Origin of the sequence: Streptomyces sp. NBC_01255, from assembly GCF_036226445.1 — a bacterium.
Lineage (GTDB): Bacteria > Actinomycetota > Actinomycetes > Streptomycetales > Streptomycetaceae > Streptomyces.
In genome coordinates this window covers 4233926-4249499 of record NZ_CP108474.1, presented here as the reverse complement: position 1 = coordinate 4249499, position 15574 = coordinate 4233926, and the positions used below count along the sequence as shown (strand labels likewise).

Below are 15574 nucleotides of genomic sequence, written 5' to 3'. Positions count from 1 at the left end.
GAAATGGGGGAGGGGAGCACCGGCAGACACCAGGTGCTCCCCTCCCCCTTTCACGCGCGGTGTCGCGCGCGTCTACGACCGCCACCCGTGGGAAGAGGCGAGGGTCTCGGTGCTCGCCTCCCGCGCATCCCACGCCCCCTCGCTCACGGCATCCCCGATATCCCCGATAACCCTGATATCCCGATGTCGATCCGCGAGGCGCTGAACTCACCGAACTCGCCGGCCCGCGGGCCCTTCCGGTGCGCCGGGCGGCGCGGCTCGTCGTCGCCCATGATCAGCAGCGGATCGAACATCACGACGGCGGCGGCCAGGACGAGGAAGATCAGCGGGCCGACGAGCATCGGCAGCACGTTCAGGAGCGAGGAACCCTCGGCCGTGTGCGACGCGTCGTCGACCTGGACGCTGACCGCGGCCATGCCCAGGTAGTGCATGCCGGCGACGCCGAGCCCGGTGAGCAGGCCCGTGCACCCTGCAACCCTTCGGGAATCGCGCGGCGGACGCCGCGAAACTCAGATGTGGAGATCTTGTGAACAAGGGACTCTAACCCGGCCCCCTCCCCGGCCGACCCAGCCCCACCCCGCTCCCCAGCCGGTACGCTGTAGCCCGCTCCACCCCAGGTGGGCCGGGGCGAGGGTGGGTTGCCCGAGCGGCCTAAGGGAACGGTCTTGAAAACCGTCGTGGCAGCGATGTCACCGTGGGTTCAAATCCCACACCCACCGCCAGTGGAACGGCCCCTGACCAGGAACGACAGTCAGGGGCCGTTCTGTCGTTCGTGGCTGGCGGGTCGCCGTCGTCCCTCGCTGGTTCCGGAGTGGAAAGGCTTTCGTCGTGGTGCGGATCGTGCTCGTTCAGGGGGACATCACGGCCGAGGCGGCGGACGCGGTGGTCAACGCCGCGAACTCGTCGCTGCTCGGGGGCGGCGGCGTCGACGGGGCCATCCACCGGAAGGGCGGGCCGGAGATCCTCGCCGCCTGCCAGGATCTGCGGCGCTCCCACTACGGCAAGGGGCTGCCGACCGGCCGGGCCGTGGCGACGACCGCGGGGCGGTTGCCGGCCCGGCATGTGATCCACACCGTGGGGCCGGTCTGGTCGCGGGACGAGGACCGGTCGGCGCTGCTGGCCTCCTGCTATCGCGAATCCCTGCGGGTCGCGGACGAGTTGGGGGACCGCACGGTCGCGTTCCCGGCCGTCTCCACCGGGATCTACGGCTGGCCGATGGAGGACGGGGCCAGGATCGCGGTGGAGACCGTACGGGCGGCCCGTACCGAGGTGGAGGAAGTGCGGTTCGTGCTGTTCGACGCGGGGGCGTATGCGGCCTTCGAGGCGGCGGTCGGCAGTCAGGATCTTCCGTAGGGCATTCGGCAGGGCAATTCGTCGAATTTCTCTCCGGGCGTCGCCCATGCGTTCGCATTCCTTGTGGCCGGGACTCGCCGGGCCGTCTTTCCGAGAGAAGGATTGGCGGAAAATCTGCCGGAACGCTTCCTCCCTTGCCGCGCCCGGATTCTTTCGGCCGCACGCTGCCCGTCGCCCGGCTGAGCTGCGCCGTTCTCGCTTCGCCGGGGTTTATCAGGCTGTCCTCACGCTTGCGGGGGAATAAGCCGCTCCGGGGTGGTTCGACGGGGATTCGGTGGGCAACTCTGGATTCGCGACGTCGAGCACAACGACCGAGGCGGTCGGCCAACTGCCTGGGTATTGGCTGTAGTTCAGAGAAGTTCTCGAAGCAGTTCCGTGCACAGCATCAGTTTCAGTTCCCGGAGGAACAGACATGGCAAGCATCCGTACCGCCCGCGTTCTCGCCGCTGCCGCCGCCCTGCCCCTTGCCGCCGCGCTCTTCACCGGGGTGGCCCAGGCCGACAACGGTGGATTCGCGGACGACGGATCGAACACGAGCGTCGCCACGATCATCGGCAGTGGTGTGGGCGGGGACAACAACGGAAACTCGACCACCACGCAGCAGGTGGCGACCGGTTCCGGTGCCTCCAACCAGAACAACACGGCGAGCGTGAACGGCTCCGCGTTCACCCACATCGACCAGTCGAACGCGGTGGTGAACTTCTTCCCGTGGTGGTAGTCGGCAGCAGCACGGGAGCCGGCCCGACGGGGGGCGTGACCGCGGTGTGAACAACGGCCTGTGCGCCGGTACTTCGGTACCGGGGCGCGGGCCGTCCCGCGTTTCCGCGACCGCACGCCCCACGGCGTGCGGTCGTCGGCGTACGGTCGCCGACCTTGACAGAGGTCCTGAATCTGACGGACAGTCAGAAACCTCAGTCGTCCCACGGGAGGCCGTCGCCGTGCACCTCGCCCCGACCGAGCGGCAGCTGCGGCTGCGCGCCGAACTCCGCGCGTACTTCCGCGAGGTGATGCCCGAAGGACCGCCTCCCCCCGGCGATACCGCCGCCCAGCGCCGGCTGCTCCGCCGGATCGGCGCCGACGGGCTGCTCGGCCTCGGCTGGCCCGAGGAGTACGGCGGGCAGGGGCGCGGCCCCGACGAGCAGTTCGTCTTCTTCGACGAGGCCTACCGGGCGGGCGCCCCCGTCTCCATGGTCACCCTCAACACCGTCGGGCCCACCCTCATGAAGTACGGGACCGACGAGCAGAAGGCCTACCTCCTGCCCCGGATCCTGCGCGGCGAGACCGTCTTCGCCATCGGCTACAGCGAGCCCGAGGCCGGTACGGACCTCGCCTCCCTGCGGACCCGGGCGGTACGGGACGGGGAGGGCGACGGCGCGGACTGGCTGATCGACGGGCAGAAGATCTTCACCTCCAACGCCCAGAACGCCGACTGGATCTGGCTCGCCTGCCGCACCGACCCCGCCGCGTCGCCGCACCGGGGCATCTCCATCGTCCTCGTCCCCACCGACGCGCCCGGTTTCTCCTGGACCCCGATCGCGACCGTCGGCGGGCTGACGACGACCGCCACCTACTACGACGGGATACGGGTCCCCGCCGGGAACCTCGTCGGACCGGAGCACGGCGGCTGGGGACTGATCACCGAGCAGCTCAACCACGAGCGGGTCGCGCTCGCCGCGATCGGCATGCAGGCAGAGGACTTTTTCGCGGCGGCGCTCGACCGGGCGCGTACCCCCGATCTGGTGACGGGCAGGCGCCGCATTGACGAGCCGTGGATACGGATTCGGGCCGCCGAAGCGCATGCCCGGCTGGCGGCAACGCGCCTGCTCAACTGGCGTTTGGTGGGGGACGTGGGGGCCGGCCGACTGGCCCCGGGGGACGCGAGCGGCGTGAAGTTCGCGGGAACCGAATCGGCGGTCGAGGTGTATCGAATATGTCAGGAGATCGCGGGCGGGGCGGGGACGGTGCGAGCGGGATCGCCGGGGGAGTTCGACGGCGGCGAGCTGGAGCGCATGAACCGGGCCGCGCAGATCAACACCTTCGGGGGAGGGGTGAGCGAGGTGCAGCGCGAGATCGTCGCGAGGATGCGGCTCGGCATGAAGGGGAGGGGGCGGCGATGAGCGGTACGGAGGCGGCACCGGGCGCGGTGCCGGACGAGTTCTACGAGCGGCTCGCCGCCTACGAGGGGAAGTCCGCCGCCACCGCCGGGATCGGCAAGGACCCGGTCAACCTGCCCATGATCCGGCACTGGTGCGAGGCCATGGGCGATGCCCACCCGGCGTACGAAGGGCCAGGGGCGGTCGCGCCACCGACCATGCTCCAGGCATGGACCATGGGCGGCCTCTCCGGGCACAGCGAGCGCTCCGGGGCGTACGACGAGCTGTCCGCGCTCCTCGACGCCGCCGGGTACACCTCGGTCGTCGCCACCGACTGCGAGCAGGAGTACCTCAAGCCCCTGCGGCCGGGGGACGCGATCACCTTCGACGCCGTCATCGAGTCCGTGTCGCCGCGCAAGACGACCAAGCTCGGCACCGGGCACTTCGTCACGACCCGGATGGACGTCCGGGCGGACGGCGAGCTCGCCGGCACCCACCGCTTCCGGATCCTCAAGTACGCGCCCGCCGGGCGCCCGCCGAAGCCCGACCGGCGGACCCCGGAGCCCGCCGCCGCGGCGCCCCGGCGGCCGCGCCCGGTCGTCAACCGGGACAACGCCGGATTCTGGGAGGGCGTGGCCGCGCACCGGCTGCTCATCCAGCGCTGCGGCGACTGCGCGAGCCTGCGTCTCCCCTGGCTGCCGGGGTGCGCCGAGTGCGGCTCGCCGGAGTGGGACACGGTCGAGGCGAGCGGCGCCGGGACCGTCTACTCGTACGTGGTGATGCACCACCCGCCCTTCCCGGCCTTCGACCCTCCTTACGCGGTCGGGCTGATCGAGCTGACCGAGGGCGTACGGATGATCAGCAACGTGGTGGGTGTGCCGTACGACAAGGTCCGGATCGGGATGCCGGTGCGGCTGGAGTTCCAGCGGGTCGACGACGAGCTGGAGCTCCCCGTCTTCCGCGCGGGAGGGGAGAGCTGACATGGACTTCACCCCCACCGAGGAGCAGGAAGCCGCCCGGGACCTGGCCGCGCGGATCTTCGGCGACCTCGCCACCCACGAGCGGCTCGCGGCCGCCGGAACCGGCAGCGACGCCGAGCTGTGGAAGGCCCTCTGCGCGGCCGGCCTTCCCGGCGCCGTCGAGGAGACCGGGCTGCTGGGCCTCGTCCTTCTCCTGGAGGAGCAGGGGCGCAGGACCGCACAGGTACCGCTCGCCGCGAGCTGTGTCTACGGGATCCTCGCCGTCGCCCGGCACGGCACGGAGGAGCAGCGCGCCCGGCTCCTGCCGGGCCTCCGCGACGGTACGACGGTGGTGACGGGCGCGTTCCCCGCGACCGGCGGGGTCGCGGCGCGCGAGGGGCGGCTCAGCGGGGCCGCCGACTGGGTGCCGTGGCTCAGGGACGCGACCCACGTCCTCGTACCGGACGCGGAGCGCGGACTGTGGCTCGTCCGCACCGAGGACGCGGCCCGGACCGAGACCGTCGAGCTCACCGCGCCCTGGTCCGCGGGGCGGCTCGTGCTCGACGGGGCGGCGGGGGAGCGGCTGGGGACCGGCCCCGGCGCCTACGCGGACGTGCTGGCCGCCGCCCGGGTCGCCTTCGCCGGGCTCCAGGCGGGGGTGTGCGCGGGGTCCCTCGCCAGGGCCGTGGAGTACACCTCCGTACGCGAGCAGTTCGGGCGCCCGCTCTCCACCCACCAGGCGGTCCAGCTGCGCGCCGCGGACGCCCACATGGACACCGAGGCCATCCGGGTCACGGCCTACGAGGCGGCCTGGCGCCACGACGAGGGCCTGGACGCCACCGAGGCCGCCCTGACCGCCGCCTGGTGGGCGTCCGAGGCGGGCAAACGGGTCGTGCACACCGGGCAGCACCTCCACGGCGGCATGGGCGCCGACCTCGACCACCCCGTCCACCGGCACTTCCTGTGGGGCCGGCAGCTCGACGCCTATCTGGGCTGCGGCACCGAACTCCTCGCCGAACTCGGCGACCTGCTCGCGAAGGGAGACCTGTCATGAAGCCCGGGGACGAGCTGCCGCCGCTGTCGATCCCGATCACCCGCACCCTGATCGTCGCCGGGGCCGTGGCCTCCCGCGACTACCAGGACGTCCACCACGACGCCGAACTGGCCCGGGAGAAGGGCTCCCCGGACATCTTCATGAACATCCTCACGACCAACGGACTCGTGGGCCGGTACATCACCGACCATTTCGGCCCCCGTGCGGTCCTCCGCAGGGTCGCCATCCGGCTCGGCGCCCCCAACTACCCCGGGGACACGATGACCCTGACCGGGACGGTCACCGAGGTGGCCGGGGACACGGCCACGGTCCGGGTCGTCGGGGCCAACGACCTGGGACACCATGTCACCGCGACGGTCACCGTCACCGTGGAGGTGGCGCGATGAGCGTCCGTACCAGGGACAGCCTCGGCGGGCGGGCGGCCGTCGTCGGCATCGGGGCGACGGAGTTCTCCAAGGACTCGGGCCGCAGCGAACTCTCCCTCGCCGCCGAGGCGGTACGGGCCGCCCTCGACGACGCCGGGCTGGCCCCCGGCGATGTCGACGGCCTGGTCACCTTCACCATGGACACCAACCCCGAGATCACCGTCGCCCAGGCCGCCGGCATCGGCGAGCTGTCCTTCTTCTCCCGCGTGCACTACGGCGGCGGGGCCGCCTGTGCCACTGTCCAGCAGGCCGCGCTCGCCGTCGCGAGCGGCGTCGCCGAAGTCGTCGTCTGCTACCGGGCGTTCAACGAGCGCTCCGGGCGCCGCTTCGGCTCCGGCGTCCAGCAGCGCGAGCCCTCCGCCGAGGGCGCCGCGCTCGGCTGGCAGCTGCCCTTCGGGCTCCTCACCCCGGCCTCCTGGGTCGCGATGGCCGCCCAGCGGTACCTCCACACCTACGGGCTGACCCCGGACGCCTTCGGGCACGTCGCCGTCACCGACCGGCGGCACGCGGCCCGCAACCCCGCCGCGTACTTCCACGGGAAGCCGATCACCCTCGCCGACCACGCCGCCTCGCGCTGGATCGTCGAGCCGCTGCGGCTCCTCGACTGCTGCCAGGAGACGGACGGCGGCCAGGCGATCGTCGTCACCTCCGTCGAGCGCGCCCGCGACCTGCCGCGGCCCCCCGCCGTGATCCTGGCGGCGGCGCAGGGCGCCGGACGGAAGCAGGAGGCCATGACCAGCTTCTACCGGGACCAGTTGACCGGGCTGCCGGAGATGGGCGTGGTAGCCCGGCAGCTCTGGCGGACCGCCGGCCTCACCCCGGACGACATCGACGTGGCCATCCTCTACGACCACTTCACACCGTTCGTGCTGATGCAGTTGGAGGAGTTCGGCTTCTGCGGTCCGGGAGAGGCGGCGGACTTCGTCGCGGCCGACGCCATCCCGCTGAACACCCACGGCGGTCAGCTCGGCGAGGCCTATCTGCACGGCATGAACGGCATCGCGGAAGCGGTGCGCCAACTGCGCGGCACGTCCGTGAACCAGATACCCGGCGCGGCCCGGACCCTGGTCACGGCGGGCACGGGGGTTCCCACGTCCGGGTTGATCCTGGGCGCGGACGGCTGACACGACGGCCGCAGCGGTGGCCGGGAGGGGCGGGCGGCCCTTCACTCGCGGCATGAACACAAACGCACCACCCCCGCACCCCGCCCCGCTTCCGGCCGCCTCGCTCCCGTCAGTCCGCCCGCCGCACGCACGGTCCGCGCCGTCTCCCGGGGCGCGGGCCGTGGTCACCGCCCTGGCGGTGGCGGCGGTGGCCGGCGCCGCTCTCGTCACGGGCCCGACGTCGGTCAGCGCCCGGGCCTCGGCTCCCGTCCCTGCCGCGCCCGTCCCTGCTGCTCCCGTCCCTGTCGCTCCCGTCCCTGCCGCGCCCGCGTCCGCGCCGCGTTTCGCGGGCAAGGCCTTCGACACCTGTGAGGCGCCGTCCCTCGCGGTGATGAAGGCCTGGCTCGCGTCCCCGTACCGGGCCGTCGGGGTCTACTTCGGGGGCCGGGGCAGGGGCTGTCCCACCCAGAAGGAGCTGAACCCCGCCTGGGTGGCCTCCGCCCACGCCATGGGCTGGCGGCTGCTGCCGCTCTTCGTCGGCTCCCAGGCGCCGTGCGTCTACTCCGCCGCGAAGCGGCCGTACGCCATCGGCACAAGCCCCTGGAGCCAGGGCGTCCGGGAGGCGGGCGAGGCAGTGCGGGCGGCGCGGGCCCTGGGGATCGGCACGAGCAGCCCGCTGTACCTGGACATCGAGGCCTTCCAGGTGGAGGACACACGCTGCGCGGCCACCACGCTCTCCTTCGTCCGCGCCTGGAACCGGGAGGTGCGGCGCCTCGGCTACCTGCCCGGCTACTACAGCAGTGCCGAGACCGGGATCCGGCACATCGAGGGGGAGCGGAAGGCGGGTACGGAGGACCTGCCGTCCGTGCTGTGGTTCGCGCGCTGGCGGGGCGTGCCCGCGCTGTACGCGGAGGCGTCGCTGCACCCGGAGGCCTGGATGCCGCACGCCCGGATCCATCAGTACGCGGGCAACGTCGCCGAGTCGTACGGAGGACGCCGGATGCTGATCGACCGCAACGCGGTGGACGCGCCCGTCGCCCGTGTCACGACGCCCGGCACCTGACCCCGCGCACCACGTCGCCCACCCGCCTCGGCCCTTCCCCAACCCTTCCCCGCCCCTCCCCCGACCCTGGTTCGACCCGGTACCGACCCTGACTCCGGTGGAGGGGCGACTCCACCCAGAGGAGGTCCGGGCATCGCCGTTCCTCCAACCTGAGGCGGACCCCGGTTCGGGACCTGGGGCCGATCCGCCGGGCACGGTCCGCTTCTAGCGTGGAGTCATGACTCCGCCACCCTCTGGCCCCGTCTGCACCGGCGCCTCGAAGGCCGCCCTCGGCCACGTGCCGTACCCGTCGTTCTCCTCGTACGTGCGGGCACGTGGTCCCGTGCTGCTGCGGACGGCCCGCTCCCTGACCGCCAACCCCTGCGACGCCGAGGACCTCCTCCAGACCGCGCTCACCAAGACCTTCGTCGCCTGGGAGCGCATCGAGGACCACCGCGCCCTGGACGGCTATGTCCGCCGCGCCCTGCTGAACACCCGTACGTCGCAGTGGCGCAAGCGCAAGGTCGACGAGTTCGCCTGCGAGGAGCTGCCGGAGCCGACCGGCCTCCCGGAGCCCGACCCGGCAGACCGCCAGGTGCTGCACGACGCGATGTGGCGCGCGGTGATGAAGCTGCCGGAGCGCCAGCGCCAGATGGTGGTCCTGCGGTACTACGAGGACCTCAGCGAGGCCCAGACCGCCGAGGTGCTCGGCGTCTCGGTCGGCACGGTCAAGAGTGCGGTGTCCCGGGCGCTCGGCAAGCTCCGCGAGGACCCGGAGCTGACCCCCGTACGGTAGGAAACAGGGGGGAAACCAGGGGGAAATCAGAGGGAAGAGCAACTTCCGCCAGTGAACACTGGCAATTTACGTACTCCCGGGTAGTGACATACCGCGCGGTACGTGCGCAGAATCTCCACACCCTTTCTGCCACGTAGCGCCCACCGGGAGGACGCCCCGTGTACAGCACCATGCAGGACGTACAGCTGACCGTGAGCCGCATCCTCAAGCACGGGATGACGATTCACGGGAAGTCCACCATCACCACCTGGACGGGCGAGCCCGAGCCGCAGCGCCGCACGTTCGCGGAGGCCGGAGCCCGCGCGCACCAGCTGGCCAACGCCCTGCGCGACGAACTCGGGGTGACCGGCGACCAGCGTGTCGCGACCCTGATGTGGAACAACTCCGAGCATGTCGAGGCATACTTCGCGATCCCCTCCATGGGCGCGGTCCTCCACACCCTCAACCTCCGCCTTCCCCCCGAGCAGCTGGTGTGGATCGTCAACCACGCCGCCGACCGGGTCGTGCTCGTCAACGGCTCCCTGCTGCCGCTCCTCGTCCCGCTGCTCCCGCACCTTCCGACGGTCGAGCACGTGGTCGTCGCGGGCCCCGGGGACCGTTCCGGCCTCGAGGGCGTCGCGCCGCGCGTGCACGACTACGAGGAGCTGATCGCCGGCCGCCCGACCACGTACGACTGGCCCGAGCTCGACGAGCGCTCCGCCGCCGCGATGTGTTACACCTCCGGCACCACCGGCGACCCCAAGGGCGTCGTCTACTCCCACCGTTCGATCTACCTGCACTCCATGCAGGTGAACATGGCCGAGTCGATGGCCCTGACCGACAAGGACACGACCCTCGTCGTCGTGCCGCAGTTCCACGTCAACGCCTGGGGCCTCCCGCACGCCACCTTCATGACCGGCATCAACATGCTGATGCCGGACCGTTTCCTCCAGCCCGCCCCGCTCGCCGACATGATCGAGCGCGAGCGGCCGAGCCACGCGGCGGCCGTCCCCACCATCTGGCAGGGCCTGCTCGCCGAGGTCACCGCGAACCCCCGCGACCTCTCCTCCATGGCCCAGGTCACCATCGGCGGCGCGGCCTGCCCGCCGTCCCTCATGGAGGCGTACGACCGGCTCGGCGTCCGTCTCTGCCACGCCTGGGGCATGACCGAGACCTCCCCGCTGGGCACGATGGCGCACCCGCCGGCCGGTCTGAGCGCCGAGGAGGAGTGGCCGTACCGGGTCACGCAGGGACGTTTCCCCGCCGGTGTCGAGGCGCGGCTCGTCGGCCCCGGCGGCGACCACCTGCCCTGGGACGGCGAGTCGGCGGGCGAGCTGGAGGTCCGCGGCACCTGGATCGCGGGCTCGTACTTCGGCGGTGCCGACGGCGAGGAGATCCGCCCGGCCGACAAGTTCAGCGAGGACGGCTGGCTCAAGACGGGTGACGTCGGCGTGATCAGCCCCGACGGCTACCTCACCCTCACCGACCGGGCGAAGGACGTCATCAAGTCCGGCGGCGAGTGGATATCGAGCGTCGACCTGGAGAACGCCCTCATGGCGCACCCGGAGGTCGCCGAGGCCGCCGTCGTCGCCGTGCCGGACGAGAAGTGGGGCGAGCGGCCGCTCGCGACGGTCGTCCTCAAGGAGGGCGCCACGGCGGACTACGAGACGCTGCGGTCCTTCCTCGCCGCCGAGGGCGGCATCGCCAAGTGGCAGCTGCCGGAGCGCTGGGCGATCGTGCCGACGGTGCCGAAGACGAGCGTCGGCAAGTTCGACAAGAAGGTCATCCGCAAGCAGTACGCGGAGGGCGAGCTGGACGTGACCCAGCTGTAGCGACGGCCTCAGGACATGCGTGAGGGGAGGGCTCAGGCCCTCCCCTCACGCGTGCCCGTACGGCTAGGGCCTATCCGACCCTGATCCGCCGGACAGGCCCTAGTTGGTGCCGATCTTCGCGAGCAGGTCGACGATCCGGGCCTGGACCTCGGTGCTGTTCGACCGCTCGGCGAGGAAGAGGACCGTCTCGCCGGAGGACAGCTTCGGCAGCTCCTCCTCGTCGAGGTCGGCCGAGGTGTAGACGACGAGCGGCGTGCGGTTCAACTGCCCGTTCGCGCGCAGCCAGTCGATGATTCCGGCCCGTCGGCGGCGCACCTGCATCAGGTCCATCACGACGAGGTTCGGCCGGGTCTCCGTGGCCAGCGTGACCGCTTCGGTGTCCGTGGCCGCCCGTGCGACCTGCATCCCGCGCCGCTCCAGGGTGGCGGCGAGCGCCTCCGCGATGTCGTCGTGCTCCTCGATCAGCAGGACCCGGGACGGGTGCTGCTCGCTGTCGCGGGGCGCGAGCGCCTTGAGGAGTACGGCCGGATCGGCGCCGTACGCGGCCTCCCGGGTCGCCTGCCCGAGCCCTGCCGCGAGCAGCACCGGCACCTCGGCGGCGACGGCGGCCTGGCGCAGCGACTGGAGCGCGGTACGGGTGATGGGCCCGGTCAGCGGGTCGACGAAGAGCGCGGCCGGGAAGGCGGCGATCTGGGCGTCGACCTCCTCGCGGGAGTGCACGATCACCGGGCGGTAGCCGCGGTCGCTGAGCGCCTGCTGGGTGGAGACGTCGGGCGCGGGCCAGACGAGCAGCCGGCGCGGGTTGTCGAGCGGCTCGGGGGGCAGCTCGTCGTCGACGGGCCGCGGCGCGGGACGGTTGGCGACCTCGACCGCGCCACCGGGGCCGTCGAGCGGCTCGGGGCCTTCGGCCGAGCCCTCCGCGGGCGCCCCTATGGCGTAGGCGCGGCCCTCGGAAGCGGCCGGGGCGAGCCCCAGCGCGGCCTCGGAGGAGGACTGCGGGTGCGGCTTGGCGGCGTTCTCGGCGGCGGCCGGTACGGGGAGCGCCGCCGGGGCCGGCGGGTCGACCTCCGGCGGGGTGGCGAGCTTGCGCCGCCGCCCGGAGCCGTTGGAGGGCGCGGGGGCCGCCGGGACAGCAGGGGCAATCGGGGCCACTGGGGCGGGAGGGGCCACTGGGGTCACAGGGGCAGCCGCAGGGGTCGCGACGGCCGGGGTGGCGGAGGCGGCCGCCGGCGGGACGAAGGGAACGCCCTGCCCGAGGGTGCGCACGCTGAACGCCCGCCCCTGGGTCGAGTCCTTCGACACCGTCGTCGGCGACGTCGTCACCGGCATGGGCAGCTCGGGCGGCAGCGGTACGGAGCCGGTGCCCGTCCCGGAGCCGGTGCCGCTCTGCGGCGCGGGCAGCGGGGTCGCCGACGGCGGCGCGGGCGCCGGCGGTGCCATGGCCCGGCGGCGACCGCTCGGCTCGGGCAGCGGCTGCGGCTGCTGCGCGAGGTGCGGATGGGGCTGCGGAGGCGTGTGGTCGGAGCCCGGGACACCGCGTACGGCCTCGTGCTGCCCCTCGTCGGAGACGGACAGCGCGGCGGTGCCCGGAACCGGAACCGGCGTGGGTACCGGCGCGGGGGCGGAAGCGGACGTGGTCTCGGGGCGGTCCACGTCGGCCGGCGGGAGCGCGAACGGCGTCCGTGGGCCGGCCTCGGCCGCTGCCGCCCGCTCCTGCGCGGCGGCCAGCGCCCGCCGGCGGCGCCCGCTCGGCTGGGCGCCCGGTACGTCACCGCCGGAGGCGACGGCGGGCAGGGCCAGGGCAGGACCGTGTGCGGCCGCGACCGCGTGCGCGTTCACGTGCTCGGCGGCGGCGACACCCTGCGGAGGCACGGCGGCGCCCAGTGCGGCCCGCCCCTGCGCGCCCTCGGCGGCGGTCACCACGGAGCCCTCGGCGGGACGGCCACGGCGGCGCCCGGTGGGCTCGACGGCGGGCCCGGCCGACGGAAGGGAGGCGGGCACGGAAGCCGGGAGCGCGGGCATGGCGGAGCTGTCGGCGGCGGCGTTCTGCTGGGCGGGGATCAGCTCGGCGGGGCCGGCCGACTCTGCCGTACGGGCACGACGGCGACCGCCCGATTCGGCGGCCTCCGGGGCGACCGGGCTCTCCAGGAAGGCGTCCGTGGAGGCGCGCCGGGCCCGGCGACGTCCGCCGCCGGAGGTCTCGCCCTCCGTGCCCGTGGCCTGCGCGGGGAGGGCCGGGACGTCCCGCGGCGCGGGAGAGGAAGAAGCAGAGGCAGTGGGCACGGCACCGGCCGCGGGCGAGGGCGTGGGTGCGGGTGCGGGGACCGTGCCCCGCCCGGCCCCGAGCGGGACCTCCAGGACGTACGCGCCGCCGCTCGTCCCCGGCACCTCGTGGGTCTGCACGACACCGCCGTGCGCCGCCACGATCCCGCGCACGACCGGCCCGTGGACCGGGTCGCCGCCCGCGTACGGGCCGCGGACCTCGATGCGTACGACGTCGCCGCGCTGGGCGGCCGCGACGACGATCGTGGAGTCGGCCGGCCCGGCGCCCTGCGCGGCGGCGCGGTTCTTGCCGGTCGCGTCGACGCCGGCGACGTCCGCGACGAGGTGCGCGAGCGCGGTCGCGAGCCGGTCCGGGTCCACCTCGGCCTCGATCGGCGGCGCGTGCACGGCGAACTGCGCGCGGCCGGGCCCGATCAGCTCGACGGCCCCGTCGATGCCGGCCGTCACGACCCCGTCGAGGAGCGCGACCCGCCGGTCGAGCTTCTCCGCGCCCGCGTCCAGGCGCTGGTAGCCCAGGACGTTGTCCACGAGCGCGGTCATCCGGGCGTAGCCGGCGGTCAGGTGGTGCAGCACCTGGTTGGCCTCGGGCCACAGCTGCCCGGCGTCGTCGGCGGCGAGCGCGCCCAGCCGGCTGCGCAGCTCCTCCAGAGGACCGCGCAGCGACTCGGCGAGGACGGCGGTCAGCTGTTCGTGCCGGGCGGCCAGCGAGGCGTACCGCTCCTGCTGCGTCTCCCGCTCCACCGCGTGCCGTTCCGCGCGGTCGGAGAGTTCGGCGGCGTGCTGCTCCTCGAGCTGCTCGTACGGCCTGCGGTCGGCGAAGGTCATCACCGCGCCGACGAGCTGGTCCCCGTCCCGTACCGGGGCGGTCGTCAGGTCGACCGGCACCCGGTCGCCCTTCTTCGCCCACAGCACCTGACCGCGGACCCGGTGCTTGCGCCCGGACTTGAGGGTGTCGGCGAGCGGCGACTCCTCGTACGGGAAGGGCTCGCCGTCGGCGCGGGTGGCGAGGATCAGCGGGTGCAGCTCCTGGCCGCCGAGCTCACCGGCGCGGTAGCCGAGGATCTGCGCGGCGGCGGGGTTGACGAGGACGACCCGGCCGTCGGTGTCCGTACCGACGACGCCCTCGGACGCGGCGCGCAGGATCATCTCGGTCTGGCGCTGCGAGCGCGCGAGTTCGGCCTCGGTGTCGAGGGTGCCGGTGAGGTCCCGGACGACGAGCATGAGCAGTTCGTCGCCGGTGTAGCCGCTGTACGAGTCGTAGGCCTCGCGGCCGTCCTCCAGGCTGGCGCTGGTCACCTCGACGGGGAACTCGCCGCCGTCCGTGCGGCGGGCGATCATCCGGGTCGGCTTGGTGCGGCCGCGCTCGTCGGTGCCTTCGGGGCGGCGCATGGAGCCGGGGATGAGGCGCGAGTCGAAGCCGGGCAGCAGATCGAGCAGGCCACGGCCGACGAGCGCGGTGCCGGGCGTCTCGAACATGCCGAGGGCGATCGTGTTGGCGTTGACGACCGTGCCATTGCAGTTGACGAGCACGAGGCCGTCAGGAAGGGCGTCGAGTATGGCTGCGAGGCGAGCAGCGCCTCGGGATGGCCTGCTGCTCACGACGACGGTTCCTCCCTGACCCACTGCACGTGCTTGCCTGTCGGCAGGCGGGCCCCATCTTGCCCCTCGGGCCGCAGCCTGTCACGGAGGGAGTCTAAGGGAGCCGCCGCCCGCCGTTCATTGTCCGAGGGCGGGAAGGACCGGCTGGAGGTCGGTCCAGCGGTCGATCTCGCAGCCGTTGACGCGGGAGAAACGGGCGTCGATCTCGCGGCCCAGCCAGGTGCCGGTGACGTGCGCGACGGCGTCCCCGCCGTACACCTGGGTGCAGAACGCGTCCTGCGGAACGGCCTTGAACGGGTTCCTTCCCGCCTTCGCGTGCTTCTCCAGCCGCGCGCAGGCGTCCTCGGCGTCCGGGTGCGTCCCGCCGGCCTGGTCGTCGCAGGTCAGCTCGAACGTGCCGTCGGCGCCGGGACGGCCGCTCTCGGCGACCGTCACGGTCAGCGTGTCGGGCGGGGAGAGCAGGGGCAGCGGCGGCAGGGGGCCGAGTCCGGCGGTCCCGGCGGCGGTGGCGAGGGTCGCGAGGAGGAGGCGGCGCAACATACGGATCTCCAGGAGCGGCGGGATACGGCGAAGGACACGGACACGGACACGGATGCGGGTACGAGGGCGGGTCCAAGGGGCCCGTCCCTTCTCACTAACGCTCCGGGCGCGGGGGCGTTGCGCAAGCGGGGTGCGCCGGGTGGGCGGCACGGGGCGCGGCCGGGCCCCCGGGGCTTTGCCCTGGACCCCGGAGGCCTAGTACGGTGAGAATCGATTGGTGACAGCCGGTTCGCCTGTGTCATCATCTGCACGCACCACTCGCGTATGCGCGGGGTGCATGGAGGCGTCGCCTAGTCCGGTCTATGGCGCCGCACTGCTAATGCGGTTTGGGTCTTAAAGCCCATCGAGGGTTCAAATCCCTCCGCCTCCGCCCCTACCGAAGCCCCGGCCCAACGGCCGGGGCTTCGGCCGTTCCCGGCCCGTGTGACCCCGGTCTCTTTCGGCGTGTTTCCGCCCCGAGCGCGCCCACCGGCGACCTCCGGCCACGGACACCCCGAACCTCTCCTGAGCAGCGTT

At 73.2% G+C, this 15574-nt stretch carries 13 protein-coding genes and 2 tRNA genes; 12 read left to right on the top strand and 3 right to left on the bottom strand.

Annotated features, from left to right (window positions below; translation table 11 throughout):
• Positions 1-143 precede the first annotated feature (143 nt).
• The gene (locus OG357_RS18915) at positions 144-458 is read right to left on the bottom strand and encodes an MHYT domain-containing protein (protein WP_329625624.1); all 315 of its coding nucleotides are present in this window, start codon (positions 456-458) and stop codon (positions 144-146) included.
• 174 nt (positions 459-632) lie between these two features.
• Here OG357_RS18915 and OG357_RS18910 point away from each other — a divergent pair.
• From OG357_RS18910 to OG357_RS18860, 11 genes are all read left to right on the top strand, one after another.
• Positions 633-722 (top strand) — tRNA-Ser (locus OG357_RS18910).
• A 106-nt stretch (positions 723-828) separates the two neighbouring features.
• Complete coding sequence (locus OG357_RS18905; RefSeq protein WP_329622267.1) at positions 829-1353, top strand: O-acetyl-ADP-ribose deacetylase; 525 nt, start codon at positions 829-831, stop codon at positions 1351-1353.
• Positions 1354-1765: 412 nt separating this feature from the next.
• Entirely contained in the window at positions 1766-2071 is a 306-nt protein-coding gene (locus OG357_RS18900) for a hypothetical protein (protein ID WP_317597332.1), read from the top strand.
• A gap of 220 nt (positions 2072-2291) precedes the next feature.
• Positions 2292-3470, top strand: a complete 1179-nt coding sequence (locus tag OG357_RS18895; RefSeq protein WP_329622266.1) for an acyl-CoA dehydrogenase family protein — start codon at positions 2292-2294, stop codon at positions 3468-3470.
• Positions 3467-4426, top strand: coding sequence for a bifunctional MaoC family dehydratase N-terminal/OB-fold nucleic acid binding domain-containing protein (locus OG357_RS18890; RefSeq protein WP_329622265.1), 960 nt, complete (start codon positions 3467-3469; stop codon positions 4424-4426). Before OG357_RS18895 ends, OG357_RS18890 begins: the two co-directional genes overlap by 4 nt.
• Position 4427: 1 nt before the next feature.
• Positions 4428-5459 (top strand): acyl-CoA dehydrogenase family protein, encoded by a 1032-nt coding sequence (locus OG357_RS18885; RefSeq protein ID WP_329622264.1) that lies wholly within the window; start codon positions 4428-4430, stop codon positions 5457-5459.
• Entirely contained in the window at positions 5456-5845 is a 390-nt protein-coding gene (locus tag OG357_RS18880) for a MaoC family dehydratase (protein WP_329622263.1), read from the top strand. The genes OG357_RS18885 and OG357_RS18880 overlap by 4 nt, the downstream gene beginning before the upstream one ends.
• Positions 5842-7008, top strand: coding sequence for a lipid-transfer protein (locus OG357_RS18875; RefSeq protein WP_329622262.1), 1167 nt, complete (start codon positions 5842-5844; stop codon positions 7006-7008). The genes OG357_RS18880 and OG357_RS18875 overlap by 4 nt, the downstream gene beginning before the upstream one ends.
• Before the next feature lie 52 nt (positions 7009-7060).
• A complete protein-coding gene (locus OG357_RS18870; RefSeq protein ID WP_329622261.1) occupies positions 7061-8050 on the top strand; it encodes a DUF1906 domain-containing protein in 990 nt (329 codons plus the stop codon).
• A 217-nt stretch (positions 8051-8267) separates the two neighbouring features.
• Positions 8268-8825: a SigE family RNA polymerase sigma factor gene (locus tag OG357_RS18865; RefSeq protein ID WP_317597343.1), complete on the top strand. Its 558-nt coding sequence runs from the start codon at positions 8268-8270 to the stop codon at positions 8823-8825.
• 158 nt (positions 8826-8983) lie between these two features.
• The gene (locus tag OG357_RS18860; RefSeq protein ID WP_329622260.1) at positions 8984-10636 is read left to right on the top strand and encodes a long-chain fatty acid--CoA ligase; all 1653 of its coding nucleotides are present in this window, start codon (positions 8984-8986) and stop codon (positions 10634-10636) included.
• 99 nt (positions 10637-10735) lie between these two features.
• On the opposite strand, the gene OG357_RS18855 is transcribed toward OG357_RS18860, so the two are convergent.
• Positions 10736-14518 (bottom strand): PAS domain-containing protein, encoded by a 3783-nt coding sequence (locus tag OG357_RS18855; RefSeq protein WP_329622259.1) that lies wholly within the window; start codon positions 14516-14518, stop codon positions 10736-10738.
• Between the two features lie 117 nt (positions 14519-14635).
• Positions 14636-15058, bottom strand: coding sequence for an SSI family serine proteinase inhibitor (locus tag OG357_RS18850; protein ID WP_329622258.1), 423 nt, complete (start codon positions 15056-15058; stop codon positions 14636-14638).
• 279 nt (positions 15059-15337) lie between these two features.
• On the opposite strand from OG357_RS18850, the gene OG357_RS18845 reads away from it, so the two are divergent.
• A tRNA-Ser gene (locus tag OG357_RS18845) sits at positions 15338-15428 on the top strand.
• Positions 15429-15574 lie beyond the last annotated feature (146 nt).

Coding starts and splice junctions, on each gene's coding strand:
- OG357_RS18880 (WP_329622263.1), top strand. CDS start 5,456: ATGAAGCCCGGGGACGAGCTGCCGCCGCTGTCGATCCCGATCACCCGC.
- OG357_RS18890 (WP_329622265.1), top strand. CDS start 3,467: ATGAGCGGTACGGAGGCGGCACCGGGCGCGGTGCCGGACGAGTTCTAC.
- OG357_RS18865 (WP_317597343.1), top strand. CDS start 8,268: ATGACTCCGCCACCCTCTGGCCCCGTCTGCACCGGCGCCTCGAAGGCC.
- OG357_RS18885 (WP_329622264.1), top strand. CDS start 4,428: ATGGACTTCACCCCCACCGAGGAGCAGGAAGCCGCCCGGGACCTGGCC.
- OG357_RS18900 (WP_317597332.1), top strand. CDS start 1,766: ATGGCAAGCATCCGTACCGCCCGCGTTCTCGCCGCTGCCGCCGCCCTG.
- OG357_RS18875 (WP_329622262.1), top strand. CDS start 5,842: ATGAGCGTCCGTACCAGGGACAGCCTCGGCGGGCGGGCGGCCGTCGTC.
- OG357_RS18850 (WP_329622258.1), bottom strand. CDS start 15,058: ATGTTGCGCCGCCTCCTCCTCGCGACCCTCGCCACCGCCGCCGGGACC.
- OG357_RS18870 (WP_329622261.1), top strand. CDS start 7,061: ATGAACACAAACGCACCACCCCCGCACCCCGCCCCGCTTCCGGCCGCC.